The organism is Parachryseolinea silvisoli (assembly GCF_021190955.1).
In the GTDB taxonomy this organism is placed as follows: domain Bacteria; phylum Bacteroidota; class Bacteroidia; order Cytophagales; family Cyclobacteriaceae; genus Ohtaekwangia; species Ohtaekwangia silvisoli.
In genome coordinates this window covers 155,472-168,701 of sequence record NZ_JAIOAO010000003.1, presented here as the reverse complement: position 1 = coordinate 168,701, position 13,230 = coordinate 155,472, and the positions used below count along the sequence as shown (strand labels likewise).

Annotated in this window: 10 protein-coding genes; 4 read left to right on the top strand and 6 right to left on the bottom strand. The window is 52.9% G+C overall.

Features of this window, described 5'->3' with window-relative positions:
* Positions 1-19: 19 nt before the first annotated feature.
* The 4 genes from nrfD to K7P01_RS18100 form a co-directional block, all read right to left on the bottom strand.
* On the bottom strand, positions 20-1,396 hold the full coding sequence (gene nrfD, locus K7P01_RS18115) for an NrfD/PsrC family molybdoenzyme membrane anchor subunit (RefSeq protein WP_267295619.1): 1,377 nt from the start codon (positions 1,394-1,396) through the stop codon (positions 20-22).
* A 58-nt stretch (positions 1,397-1,454) separates the two neighbouring features.
* The gene (locus K7P01_RS18110) at positions 1,455-4,550 is read right to left on the bottom strand and encodes a TAT-variant-translocated molybdopterin oxidoreductase (protein WP_267295617.1); all 3,096 of its coding nucleotides are present in this window, start codon (positions 4,548-4,550) and stop codon (positions 1,455-1,457) included.
* Between the two features lie 45 nt (positions 4,551-4,595).
* Positions 4,596-5,837: a c-type cytochrome gene (locus tag K7P01_RS18105; protein WP_267295615.1), complete on the bottom strand. Its 1,242-nt coding sequence runs from the start codon at positions 5,835-5,837 to the stop codon at positions 4,596-4,598.
* Positions 5,838-6,110: 273 nt separating this feature from the next.
* The gene (locus tag K7P01_RS18100) at positions 6,111-6,920 is read right to left on the bottom strand and encodes a TIGR02757 family protein (RefSeq protein WP_267295613.1); all 810 of its coding nucleotides are present in this window, start codon (positions 6,918-6,920) and stop codon (positions 6,111-6,113) included.
* Between the two features lie 74 nt (positions 6,921-6,994).
* Between K7P01_RS18100 and K7P01_RS18095 the strand changes: the two genes are divergently transcribed.
* Positions 6,995-8,377, top strand: coding sequence for a serine hydrolase domain-containing protein (locus K7P01_RS18095; protein WP_267295611.1), 1,383 nt, complete (start codon positions 6,995-6,997; stop codon positions 8,375-8,377).
* 2 nt (positions 8,378-8,379) lie between these two features.
* Here the strand turns inward: K7P01_RS18095 and K7P01_RS18090 are convergent, their stop codons facing one another.
* Positions 8,380-9,393, bottom strand: coding sequence for a Gfo/Idh/MocA family protein (locus K7P01_RS18090; protein WP_267295609.1), 1,014 nt, complete (start codon positions 9,391-9,393; stop codon positions 8,380-8,382).
* 35 nt (positions 9,394-9,428) lie between these two features.
* Between K7P01_RS18090 and K7P01_RS18085 the strand changes: the two genes are divergently transcribed.
* The 3 genes from K7P01_RS18085 (at position 9,429) to K7P01_RS18075 (ending at position 11,431) form a co-directional block, all read left to right on the top strand.
* On the top strand, positions 9,429-10,151 hold the full coding sequence (locus K7P01_RS18085; RefSeq protein ID WP_267295606.1) for a tRNA1(Val) (adenine(37)-N6)-methyltransferase: 723 nt from the start codon (positions 9,429-9,431) through the stop codon (positions 10,149-10,151).
* Between the two features lie 145 nt (positions 10,152-10,296).
* Positions 10,297-10,872, top strand: a complete 576-nt coding sequence (locus tag K7P01_RS18080; RefSeq protein ID WP_267295604.1) for a YceI family protein — start codon at positions 10,297-10,299, stop codon at positions 10,870-10,872.
* A gap of 112 nt (positions 10,873-10,984) precedes the next feature.
* Positions 10,985-11,431: a MarR family winged helix-turn-helix transcriptional regulator gene (locus K7P01_RS18075; RefSeq protein WP_254084792.1), complete on the top strand. Its 447-nt coding sequence runs from the start codon at positions 10,985-10,987 to the stop codon at positions 11,429-11,431.
* A 1-nt stretch (position 11,432) separates the two neighbouring features.
* Here K7P01_RS18075 and K7P01_RS18070 read toward each other — a convergent pair whose 3' ends face one another.
* Entirely contained in the window at positions 11,433-13,154 is a 1,722-nt protein-coding gene (locus tag K7P01_RS18070; RefSeq protein WP_267295601.1) for a M3 family oligoendopeptidase, read from the bottom strand.
* Between the last annotated feature and the right edge of the window lie 76 nt (positions 13,155-13,230).

Sequence of the window (13,230 nt, the reverse complement as noted above, 5' to 3'; positions counted from 1 at the left end):
CTACTAGATCATTTAAGGCTTAATGCGATACTTTTTCGGAGTCTGTTTTCACAATGCTTTTCACTTCGGCCATGTTGATAACCGGGAAGAATTTCGCGAACAGCAGGAATGCTGTGAAGAATAACCCGAAGGTAAACAGGTACTCACCGATATCGTACATGGTCGGATGGAAGTATGTCCAGCTCGACGGTACGTAGTCACGGTGCAGCGAGGTTACGATGATCACGAAACGCTCGAACCACATGCCGATGTTCACCACGATCGACAGCACGAATGTAGCCACGATGCTGGTACGAATCTTTTTGATCCAGAACAGCTGCGGCGAGATTACGTTACAGGTCATCATCGACCAGTATGACCAGGCATAGGGACCTTGTACGCGGTTGTAGAAAGCATATCCTTCGTATTCAACGCCGGAGTACCAGGAGATGAACAGCTCGGTGATATACGCGATACCTACCACGGAACCGGTAACGATGATGATGATGTTCATCAGCTCAATGTGGTAGATGGTAATATAATCTTCCAGTTTAAATACAACGCGGGTAATGAGCAGCAGCGTCAATACCATCGCGAAGCCTGAGAAGATCGCTCCCGCAACGAAGTACGGCGGGAAGATTGTCGTGTGCCAGCCGGGAATAACCGACGTTGCAAAGTCCATGGATACGATCGTGTGAACCGAAAGTACGAGCGGTGTAGAAAGACCAGCCAGAATGAGGGCTACAGCTTCGTAGCGCATCCAGGTCTTGGCACCACCTTGCCAGCCGAAGCTCATGGCATTGTAAATCTGCGCCCGAACCATGCTGCCTTGTGCCACCGCACGGTCGCGGATAGTAGCGAAGTCAGGGATCAGACCGATATACCAGAATACAAGTGATACCGTGAAATATGTTGAGATCGCGAATACGTCCCACAGCAGCGGCGAGTTAAAGTTCGCCCAGAGTGAACCGAACGCGTTGGGCAGCGGCAGCGCCCAGTAGAAGCCGAGCCAGAGACGGCCCATGTGGATCAAGGGGAAAGTAGCCGCGCAAATAACGGCGAAGATCGTCATCGCCTCCGCAGCACGGTTGATGGACATTCTCCACTTCTGACGGAACAGCAAGAGGATCGCCGAGATCAGCGTACCGGCGTGACCGATACCAACCCACCACACGAAGTTGGTGATATCCCAGGCCCATCCTACTGTTTTATTCAACCCCCACACACCGATACCGTTCCAAAGTACAGTACATACACAGTAAAGACCGTAGCACAGTACCACGAGGGAAATAGCAAACGCCAACCACCATGAACGAGGCGGCTTGTTTTCTACGTGCCGGGAGATATCGTGCGAAACATCTCCTACGGTTTTCCCGCCGGTTACCAGGGGATCGCGAACTGATGAAAAAACTTGCATTTATCTAAAAAGTTTTCCGTTTTCTTTTACTCACTCCTATGTTGTCGTTACCTAACGACTACGCTTTCGCGCTGTCTTTATTCCGTACTTTCGTCAGGTACCAGATGTTCGGCTTCACGCCGATCTCTTCGATCACGCGGTAAGCGCGCGGGTTCTCGGCAACCTTGTCGATTGAGTTCGGGCGCTTGGGATCCTTCTTGATCTTGAGAAGCTTAGAGATTCTGCTTTCCGGGTTGTTGATGTCACCAAAGACAATCGCGCCAGTCGAACAGGCGGCCGCACAAGCGGTATCAACATCACCATCTTGCATAGAGCGTTTCTCTTTCTTCGCGGTAAGCTTGCCGCCCTGGATACGCTGCACGCAGAATGAGCATTTCTCCATTACACCACGTGAACGTACTGTCACGTCCGGGTTCAGGACCATCTTGCCGAGGTCAGTGTTCATGGCCGGGTTCGCTACTTCGAACTGTTTGTTGTCGTGGTATTTGAACCAGTTGAAACGACGTACTTTATACGGGCAGTTGTTTGCGCAATAGCGGGTACCGATACAACGGTTGTAGGTCATTTGGTTCAGACCTTCCGTGCTATGGGTAGTAGCCGCTACCGGACATACTGTTTCGCAAGGTGCGTTGTTACAGTGCTGGCAAAGCATCGGCTGGAACACCACTTCCGGGTTCTCAGCAGCAACTTCGACACCCGCCCAATCGTCGGCCGGAGCGTCGCTGCTATAGTAGCGGTCGATGCGCAACCAGTGCATTTCGCGGCGGTTGATCACCTCTTCGCGACCCACCAGCGACACGTTATTTTCTACGTTACAGGCAACCACGCAGGCAGCACAACCTGTACACGTGTTCAGGTCGATAGACATCGCCCAGTGGTGGTCTTTATACTCGTGGCCTTTCCACATCGACAGCTCGTCCGGCTTGGCCTTGTGATCTTCCTGGGTCCAGGTAGCAACCGATGGCTGGAACTCGCGCTCCCAATGTTTATCCTTGAACTCTTCGAGAATGGTCTCTTGTACGACTGTCTCACGGCCCATGTACGTGTTGTGCGTCTGGGTCTGTGCAATTTGATATGTTTCGGTAGTCGCCTCGAATTTCACGTCCGCGGCATTGTAGCTCAACGAGCCGTTCACCAGTGTTACGATCGGATACACGTTCGCGCCGATACCGTCGGCTACTTTACCAGCCTTCGTACGACCGTAACCCAATGGGATACCGATCGTGCCCGGCGTTTGACCCGGCTGTACCAGCAGCGGCAGTTTTACCGTCTTGCCGTTGGCCGTGATAGTATAGTATTTGGTGATGCTTTCCGAGAAGTCGATGCCGCTCGCGTCTTTCGGCGATACAGTCACATAGTGATCCCAGGTAGTCTTGGTGATCGGGTCCGGAAGCTCTTGCAGCAGCGGGTTGTTGGCTTGTGAGCCGTTGCCGATGTTGCCGCTCTCGTAAATCACAAGCTCCCACTGGCTGGTTTTGTAGTTGCTGGCGATAGCAGAAGCTGCAGCCGATACGTTGCCGCCGAAGGCAGGTGCCGTTGCCATCAATGTTGCAGGCTTTTCGAATACGCCGTCGTACAGGCATTTATCCCAGAAGCTTTGGTAATCCAGGGTCTGACCTGTGTAGAACCAGTTCTTCCAGTTATTCTTTAATACTTCGAAGTAATCAACGTCGGTTTCACCGGCCCACACCAGGAAGCTCTCTTGTGCTGCACGCGACTTGAAGATCGGCGTGATGGCAGGCTGTCCAAGGCTATAGTGGCCGGGTTTCGGCTCGGCATCGTTCCACGCTTCGAGGAAGTGGTGGTCGGGCGCCAGGTAGTTGGCAAGTGTACCGGTTTCTTCTTCCTTGTAGGCTGTCGCTACAGAAAGCGCCAGCGCCTTTATGGCGTTAGCGATCTTCTCGCCGCTCGGATGATCGTATACCGGGTTACAGTTATAGAAGATAACGACATCGATCTTGCCGCCTTCCAGTTCGTTTACAAAGTTGGCCATGGCCAGGTCGTCACCCTGACGATAGTTCACCGGCAGGGCCGTGTTGATCGTCGTGCCGTAGCTGCCCAGCATATCGTTGATCGCGTTTACGATCACCTGGATAGCCTTGTCATTTGAGCCCGCTACTACCAACGCCGCACCTTTGTTTTTCCACAGCTCTTCAGCAGCTTTTCCCAGGTTCGGTTTGTCTACCCCACCCGTTATTGCCGGACGGCCCGCTTTCGCGGCGATCAGGTTATACAGCTGAATCACGACAGCACCTTCTTCCGAAGGTTTGATCTGTACGCGGTAGTCAGCGTTCGCACCAGTGATCGACATGATCGACTCGAACTGATAGTGACGGGACATTTCGCGTTTGTCTTCCGTTACCTCACGCGTCTGGGCATATTGTTTCGTAAATTCGATGGGCGATATCCAGCTGCCAATAAAGTCAGCGGCTACACCCACGATCGTTTTTGCTTTGCTAAAATCGTATGACGGAATGATGGCAGCGCCAAAAGACTCTTCGTTTGCTTTCACAATGCCAAAGGCAGACGTCTGATCGTACTGCACTACTTGCGTAGTCGGATAAGCCGCCTTGAACTTCTCGATGGCCGCTTTCGTGCTCGGGCTCAGGATGGTGTTGCTGACGACACGGATCTGACCACCTTGGGCGGCAATGCTTTTCAGCTTTGCAATAACTTGTTTATCAAGATCTTCCCAGCTGATTTTGTCCTTGCCAATCTTGGGGCCACGCAGGCGGGCGTTGTCATACAAGGAAAGTACAGAAGCCTCTACTTGTGCGCTTGTGCCACCACGCGTTACAGACGACAGCGCGTTGCCGTCGATCTTGATCGGGCGACCCTCACGGGTTTTCACCACGATGCTGGCGTAGTCTCCACCATTAATATAGGTAGAGGCGTAATAGTTCGGGACGCTCGGGTCCAGATCTGTCGGTTTATTGATATACGGGATCGCTTTGCGGATCGGAGCCTCACACGCGGCCAACGCCACGGCAGACATGCCGAAACCCATCATCTTCAGGAAATCCCGGCGCGAGTGGCCCGGATCTTCTTCCGGCTCAGGGCCCGGAGCAAATTCGTTATGAGCGTGCTTTACAAACGCTGGATGGTTCGCTAACTGCTCAATGCCTTTCCAATATATCTTCTTAGACTCTTCCATAGATCGTTTATCGCGAATCGTTGATCGTATTTGTTCCTTATAATATTAATAGTGACACTTCGAGCACTCCAGGCCCCCGATGTCTTCCACTTTCATAGGCGTCTTCTTCGACTGACTGTGGAGCTCGACCAGGTTGTCGTAGTACGCGTTGCCTTTGGAGTTGACATCTGTCTTCCGGTGGCAATCGATACACCAGCCCATGGTCAATAAGGAATGCTGACGAACAACATCCATGGTTTCAATCGGTCCGTGGCAGGTCTGACATTCCACACCGCCTACGCTTACGTGTTGTGAGTGATTGAAGTACGCCAGATCAGGCAGGTTGTGGATACGGATCCACTCGATCGGCTTCTTCGTTTCCCAGGCCTTCACAATCTTCGCGATCTCGCCTTCGCCGGTAGTGGCTCCCGACTTGACCTGATTGTGGCAGTTCATACAGATGTTTACCGAAGGGATCGTGGCGCTCTTGCCTTTCGTCACCCCTACGTGACAATATTTACAGTCGATCTCTAACTGACCCGCGTGGATCTTGTGCGAGAAGGCGATTGGCTGCTTCGGTGCGTAACCAATTTGAACACCTACAGCAAACAGGTTGTTGATCACTGCTTTGAAACCTAAGCCCGCTACCAGGAACACCACTACGAAGATGAAGCCGCGGCTGCGTGTGATGGAACCTACCGTAATAGTAGAGGATACTACTTCTTTATCTTCTTCTGAAAGTTGCTTGTCGTCGAGGAAACGCTTGAGGGCAGAAACCAGGAAACCCAACACCACAAGCAGCAGTATCAGGATCACGATCATTCCAATCAGGATAACGTTGAGGTATTGCGCGGGAAGCGAATTTTCAGTAGGAGGAGTTTTAGGGTCTACCGGAGTGACCGGCCCAGCAACAGTGGGTTTGTCTGTCTCAGCCTTTACGTACGCCAGGATGTTCATGATGTCCTCGTCCTTGAACGACGAGAAGGCAGTCATCTGCGTCTTGTTGTATTCGTTGTACAGCTTGTTTGCGTAATCATCTCCGCTGGCGATAACCTTCGAAGAATTCTTTACAAACGACTTGATCCAGTCGATGGAGGGTGTACGATCATACACGCCGGCCAATGCTGGACCAACCAATTTTTGATGTACGCGGTGGCAAGCCTTACAGTTCGCATTAAACAACGACTCCCCTGCGCTGATCGCGGCAGGTTCAGTAGAAATACTTTGAGCGTTTGTGGAGAAGGTGAGTAATGCGAAAACGAGAACTAAGGTGAACTTGCAAGCGGAGGCAGTAAATTTTTTAATCATGTTAGGTTCAGTGTCCGTTTTCAAAACAAGCGGCACAAATCTACTATCGGAACTCATTTTTTCAAATTTATTTGAATCGTTGCACAATCAATGTCATCGAAAATCTTACTTCAAATGATGATTTTCGGCAGCTTTTGTCAACGCGTGCGAAGGTATAAACGGAATGGATAGCACGGCTCAAAAAAGTGCAATTTAGAATGATTATGAATACATAATGGCGCCTGTACGGCCCTGCAATGGTGTTCTAATCACCCGGTGGTATCTGGTCTATTATTACACTTTAACGTGCCTGGACCAGCCCTCTTCGATACCCAGGCCAAACAGCGCAAAGTCATATTTGACGGGATCTGCCGCGTCGAAGGCCCGTAGATGTGTCGTCAATTCCAGCGCCGTCTCCCAGTCGGTCTGTTTCCTGCGGATCAACTTCAGTTGCCGCGCCGTACGGTCTACGTGCAAGTCGCACGGACATACCAGTTGTGCGGGCGTGATCCGCTTCCACACACCGAAGTCCACACCACAATTATCCTGTCGAACCATCCACCGAAGGTACATCGCCAATCGTTTGCAGGTTGACTTCCGTATCGGGGCAGGTATGTGTTTGCGTGTGCGGCGGGGCGCATCTTCCAGGCTAAAGAAGATTTCTTGAAACTGGTTCAACCCCAGCTCGATAGTCTCGGCGCCGGGCACATAAAAGGCATCCTCCAACGAGGTGTGGTGTTGATAGTACCAGCGCAGTGCCTCCACAAAGTACAGCGTGTCCGTGGCGTTGAACGTGCGATGTTTAAAATCCATGAGCGGTCGCAAATCTTTTTCGCTGTGGTTCAACATGAACTTATACGGATCGTTGTCCATCATGCCCATCAACTGCCGGCACTTGTTGATGATCGTTACGCGCTGCCCCCAGGCCAGCACCGCGGCAAAGAGTCCCGCAATCTCGATGTCTTGCTTACGCCGAAAGCTATGCGGAATCGACACAGGGTCGTTCTCGATAAACCCGGGACGGTTGTACTTCTCGACCTTCTCGTTCAGGAAATCCCGTATGGTCTCCCATTTCTTACCGTGCACGTGCTTGCGCGACTTCATAGCATTCATGGCTTTGGCCACAAGATTATGCAAAAAGCGGGCATTTTGTATCTTGGTCCGCTACTAACCGTGTTATGAAACGAATTCTACGCATTGTCCTCTTTTCGCTGCTCTTCATCATCCTGGCCGTCATGGGCTACCTCGCCATCACATTCCCACCCGTAATGACGGGCATGGCCGCCAAGACTATGTGCTCGTGCGTATTCGTCACCGGCCGCACTGCCGAGAGCGTGGTACAGCAAGAGCTGCAGGTGTTTCCCGGACTGGCATCCCTGCCCCTCGACATCAACCACACCGACTCCACCGTGACGGCCTCGCTGCTGGGCCGTACGGCCAAGGCTATCTTTCGCAAGGGGTTGGGATGTACGTTGCTGGCCGAGCGTTCCGAAGCAGACGTACGTCGTCAGCCTGTCAGACTACCCGCTCCCCCACCCTTCGATCCCGACACGGTAGACTGGCCTACCGGTAACCGTATACGCCGCGACACCTTGCCGGCCCATATCGACTACGCCGCCGTCAAACAAGCCGTCGACGAAGCCTTTGTCGACATCGATCCCGCCAAACCGATCTTTACCCATGCCGTCGTCGTGATCCACAATAACGAGCTGATCGCCGAAAAATATGCCAACGGCTATGACATCAACAGCCGCTGTATGGGGTGGTCGATGACAAAAAGCATAACCAATGCGTTGGTGGGGATCCTGGTCAAAGAAGGACAGATCGGGACCGAAGACCCCGCCCCCGTGGCCGAATGGCAGCATGACGACCGGAAAAACATTACTGTCAACAACCTGTTGCAAGCCAGCAGCGGCCTGGCCTGGTCGGAGACGTATTTTAATCCTACGGCGGACTTCCACAGTATGTTTATCAAGAGCGACGACAAAGCAGCGTATGCTGCCAGCCGGCCGCTGAAACATGAACCGGGCACTGTCTTTCAATATTCCAGTGGCACAACCAATATTCTCTCGCGCATCATCCGCGACAAGACCGGTGACGGATACTACGCCTTCCCCTTCGAGAAGCTCTTCTATCCGCTCGGCATGCACACCGCGGTCATCGAGCCCGACGCCTCGGGCACATTCGTGGCATCGTCCTACTCATACGCCAGCGCACGCGACTGGGCCCGCCTGGGCATGTTATACCTCAACGATGGCGTCTGGAATAATAAACGCATACTGCCGGCAGGCTGGGTGAAATACTCTACTACTCCCAACACGACCTCACCCATGCAGGAGTACGGTGCACAGATCTGGCTAAACCGTGGCGCGGTGAACGACTCGACCAACGTGAAATATAAAGGCCTTCCCAACGAAGCGATCTTATTTGATGGCTTCGAAGAAAATACCGTGCTGATCATCCCGTCTAAAAAGCTGGTGATTGTACGACTGGGCGTGACACACAACCGAAACTTCAGCCTGCCCAAGCTGGCAACCGCTGTCATGAAAGCGGTGCAATAATCTCAGCCGGCGTCTACAGCGTAGCGTATGCCGGCCACCTGCCGGATGGCATCGAGCGTTTCCAATAAAGCGAGGCTATCCGCATGAGTCATGACCGGGCTTTCGACCAGCCCCTGCCGCAGGCATTGATTGACATGGCGCGCCTCAAACTGGTAGCCATAGCCTGTTTCACGATACACCTCCACCGGCTGCGGATCCTCTTTGCCCATCGCTATTTCGAGTGTACTGACCGCGTTGTGAAAGCGGTTCTTTAATAACAGTCGCCCTTCGGTGCCGGCAATGACAGCCTCCACCGGTGTCTCCGCCGCAAAACTACTCGACAGCGAGGCTAATGCGCCCTGCGCAAACTTCAGCGATATGATGCACTGCTCGTCCACGCCGGTAGCATGCAGCCGTGCCATGGCCTGGATGGCCACCGGCTTTCCCAGGATCGCCTGCGCCAGAAATACCGGATAAATACCAACGTCCAGCAACGAGCCGCCGCCCAACGTGGGGTCATATATCCGCGCAGCCACTGGTGGCTGCGGACGAAAACCAAAGGCCGCCTGAATCCACTGGATCTCTCCCAACACACCGCTGTTGATAATCTCCAACACCTTGCTATACTGCGGCAGGAACTTCGTCCAGAATGCCTCCATCAAAAAGACACCGTGCGCCCGCGCATAGTCGATCATGCGTTGGGCCTGCGCACGGTTTAAGGCAAAGGCCTTCTCGCAGAGCACAGCCTTCCCGTGCTGCAGGCAGAGCATGGCATGCTCGTAGTGAAAGCCGTGCGGCGTGGCAATATAGATTACATCCACTGCCGGGCTGGACGCCAGCGCTTCGTACGTAGTATGGACGTCGGTGGCACCATACGTTTGGGCAAAAGTACGCGCCCTTACATCGTCGCGTGCTGCCACGGCCGCCAGCGCGGCGTCGTCGACAAGCTTCAGGTCGTTGGCAAACTTATGGGCGATCTTGCCACAGCCAAGAATACCCCACCGGATTTTTTCCCTGGTAATTTTTTTTTCTTCCATTGGATGTTTCGTTGTAAATTAGGAATATTCACGCTATGGCGAAAAGCGGAGTACACTTTCACTTCAAACACTTTTCCGTGCGGCACGACGTGGCCGCGATGAAGGTCGGAACCGACGGCGTGCTGCTCGGTGCGTGGGCTTCCATCGATGGGGCGCACTATATACTCGACATCGGCACCGGCTCAGGTGTCATCGCACTCATGCTGGCACAACGCTCGGCCCCGGATGTCGTCATCGATGCGATCGAGCTCGAAGCGACGGAGGCCGAACTGGCCCGTGAAAACGTAGACTCCTCACCGTGGCCGACGAAGGTGAATGTCTATACATCCGCCATCCAGGACTTCCGGCCCGGTATGAAGTACGACGCGATTGTTTCCAACCCGCCATACTTCATACAAAGTCAGGAGTCGCCGGACCTGCGCCGTACGCAGTCTCGTCACACCGTCACACTCTCCTATCCGCAGCTGTTAGACGCCGTCGAGGCACTTTTGACGGAAGACGGGACATTTCACACCATATTACCCTATACTGAAGGGCTGCAGTTCATTACCCTGGCCGCCAGCCGGGGATTGCATTGTACCCGGCAGTGGAGCTTTCGCACGCGCAAGGAGAAACCCATCGAACGATGGCTGCTGGAGTTCTCGCGTAAGACATCCGGCACAACACCTGGGAGCGGCGAGATTTTGCTCTACGACCAGGGAACGGATTGGTCGGAATATTACCGTAAACTCACAAAAGAGTTCTATCTTAATGCTTAGTCAACAAGACCAGACACCTGAAAAGTAAGGTAAGGGATAAATTTATTGACTGATTTTCAAGGTGTTATAAAATATTAATTAGATGTTTAAACATCTAACTACCTATTTGCGTTATAGGGACAACACCAAAAAAACATAATACAACATGAAAAAAGTAAGCACCTTATTGGTCGCTGTAGCCTTCGCCGGCACCGCATTCGCACAAACTACCTGGAACATTGACAAGCCCCACTCAAAAGTAGGTTTTAGCGTAGCCCACTTGGTAGTATCTGAAGTCGACGGTAACTTCAAAGAATTTGACGGCAAAGTCGTAAGCAAAGCAGCCGACTTCAACGGCGCCGACGTGGAGTTCACCGCGAAAGTCGCTTCGGTCAACACCGAGGACGAAAAACGCGACGGCCACCTGATGTCAGACGATTTCTTCAACGCTGAGAAATATCCGGAGATCAAATTCAAAGGCAACCTGGTGAAGCAAGGCACCAAGTACGTATTGAAAGGCAACCTGACCATTCGCGATGTGACCAAGCCTGTAACCCTCGATGTGGTATACGGCGGCACGGCAAAAGCATTTGGTGGTGAGAAGGCCGGCTTTAAAGTAAACGGCAAAATCAACCGTCAGGACTACAACCTGAAGTGGAGCAAAACCACAGAAGCGGGTGGCCTGGTCGTTGGCGACGACGTAGAGATCACTGCCAAGATTGAATTGAACAAAGCAGCGTAAGCTGTCTGTAAAAAACTTGCAGGACGCCGGTACGTGTGAGAACTTGCCGGAAGAAGGAAAAGCTGGCGTCCTGTAACTCTTCCTTTTTTTAAGTACACTATCCCACTCGACTATGAAAATCGAAGAAGAGATCATCCAGCCCAAGTTTCGGAACTACCATCAAAAGGCCGTCATCAACCTGATCTTCACTTCCAACTGGATCGGCAACCTTCAGCAACAATTCCTGAAACCCTACGGCATCACCAGCCAGCAGTTTAACATCCTGCGTATCCTGCGTGGCCAACATCCCAAGAGTATCTCGGCATCTGCCATTAAGATGCGCATGATGGATAAAAACTCGGATGTGTCGCGGCTACTCGACCGCCTCGAAGCAAAAGAGCTGGTGGAACGCAAGATCTGTCCCTCTGACAAACGAGCGGCGGACGTGCTCATTACCGACAAAGGCCTCGGCCTGCTGGCAGACGTAGATAGGGACCAACAGGCTTTTGATCACGTCATTGCGTTGTCAGACGACGAAGCCCAACTGCTGAGCGACCTGCTCGACAAGTGTCGCGGCTAGGTTAGATCTTTGCCAACTCGGCTTTCACAAAGTCCATCAGCTCGCGGATGTATGCGCGGCTGAAATCGAACTTAATACCCGCTGCTGCATAGATCTCCGGGATGGGCCGCATATACCCCAGCTTCAACGCGCGCTGGTAACCCTCCAGTCCCTTGGCCGGATTCTTTCTGAAGTTTCTCCACACGGCAATTGCGCCCAACTGGGCCATGCCGTACTCAATGTAATAGAACGGCACCTCGTACAGGTGTAATTGCTTTTGCCACAGATAGTCTTTCGCCGTCTCTAAACCGCGCCAGTCGGTGGCGGTATCTGAAAATTCGTCTACGATTTTATTCCAGCAGCGCTTGCGTTCTTCGTGTGTATGGTTGGCGTGTTCATAGAGCCAGTGTTGAAAGCGATCAATCGTCGCCACCCAGGGCAATGTTTCAATGATGTCTTCCAGGTGCTCGCGTTTGGCGCGCTTAAGTGCATCGGCATCGGGGAAGAAAATATCCCAATGATCCATCGAGATCAGCTCCATCGACATCGACGCCAGCTCGGCCACTTCCGAAGGTGTCGACTTAAAGTCGTTCAACTCCAGGTCGCGCGTCAGGAAGTTATGAATGGCATGCCCACCTTCGTGCATGATCGTCACCATGTCGCGTAGCGTTGACGTTGCGTTCATGAAAATGAACGGCACGCCAATCTCCGCCAGCGGATAGTTATAGCCACCCGGCGCCTTCCCCTTACGCGACTCGAGGTCGAGGTGACCCATCGACCGCATAATCTCCAGGCACTGTCCCAGGAATGGATCCAACCGACGGAAGGCTTCAATAGTCTTTTCAGTCAGCTCCGTACCGTTCTCAAAGGGCTTCAGCGCATCGCGTCCTTCGGCGTCCACAGCCTTATCCCACGGCCGCAGCGCATCCACGCCCAGCGCTCGCTTGCGCTCCAACGCAAACTCGTTCAACAACTGCACGACTTCGCCCTGAATGGCTTCGTGGAAATCAAAACAATCCTTGGGAGTATAGTCAAAACGGCCCAGGGACTTAAACATATAGTCGCGGTAGTTGGAAAAGCCGGCATTGAGCGATACCTCGTGGCGTAATTTCACCAGACGGGTAAACAGTTCGTCCAGCGCCTCTTTGTCTTGCAGCCGGCGCTCACTGACCTTGCGGTAAACCTCCTCGCGTTTCTTGCGGTCGGTCGACATCAGCAGCACCGATGCCTGCGGCAGCGTGATCTCGGCGCCTTCCCACTGAATGGTCATCGCCCCGGAGATCTGGGCATATTTTTGCGTCTCCGTAGCGATTTCGGTATACAGCGGTACGTTTTCATCGCGGAAGAGCTCAATCTCCTTCTTAAGCGTCCGGATCAGGATGTCATACCCCTCCTCGTTGGCCAGTACATCCAGGAACGGCGATGCCGCCGCCTTTTTGTTCAGCTGGTCGGATACCGGGGCCATGCGCGGCTGGATTTGCTCGATAAACTCCTGATAAGCATGGCGATAGGTTTCATTTTCCGTATAACACGTCATGCGAATGTATCGCCAGGCCAGGTCTTCCGACACCACTGCCTCCAATTCGCTGCGGTCCTTAAACCACTGACGAAGATCCTCCGCGGAGTCCAGCGGCTTGGCCTGTAGCGTATCAAAATAGGGCTTTAGGGCATCCCAGGTACTAATCGTGAAGTTTTCAGGCAAAAAGCGACGGGTAGGCCGCTGGGGTATCGTTATGTCGGGCATGTGTGTTCTTGGGGTAGTATGACAAGCCAAAAATACACAGCAGACTAATGTAATGAAACAGGAAAAATCAAGGGTT

Coding starts and splice junctions, on each gene's coding strand:
- K7P01_RS18080 (WP_267295604.1), top strand. CDS start 10,297: ATGAAAAAAGTAAGCACCTTATTGGTCGCTGTAGCCTTCGCCGGCACC.
- K7P01_RS18105 (WP_267295615.1), bottom strand. CDS start 5,837: ATGATTAAAAAATTTACTGCCTCCGCTTGCAAGTTCACCTTAGTTCTC.
- K7P01_RS18070 (WP_267295601.1), bottom strand. CDS start 13,154: ATGCCCGACATAACGATACCCCAGCGGCCTACCCGTCGCTTTTTGCCT.
- nrfD (WP_267295619.1), bottom strand. CDS start 1,396: ATGCAAGTTTTTTCATCAGTTCGCGATCCCCTGGTAACCGGCGGGAAA.
- K7P01_RS18090 (WP_267295609.1), bottom strand. CDS start 9,393: ATGGAAGAAAAAAAAATTACCAGGGAAAAAATCCGGTGGGGTATTCTT.
- K7P01_RS18100 (WP_267295613.1), bottom strand. CDS start 6,920: ATGAAGTCGCGCAAGCACGTGCACGGTAAGAAATGGGAGACCATACGG.
- K7P01_RS18085 (WP_267295606.1), top strand. CDS start 9,429: ATGGCGAAAAGCGGAGTACACTTTCACTTCAAACACTTTTCCGTGCGG.
- K7P01_RS18110 (WP_267295617.1), bottom strand. CDS start 4,550: ATGGAAGAGTCTAAGAAGATATATTGGAAAGGCATTGAGCAGTTAGCG.
- K7P01_RS18095 (WP_267295611.1), top strand. CDS start 6,995: ATGAAACGAATTCTACGCATTGTCCTCTTTTCGCTGCTCTTCATCATC.
- K7P01_RS18075 (WP_254084792.1), top strand. CDS start 10,985: ATGAAAATCGAAGAAGAGATCATCCAGCCCAAGTTTCGGAACTACCAT.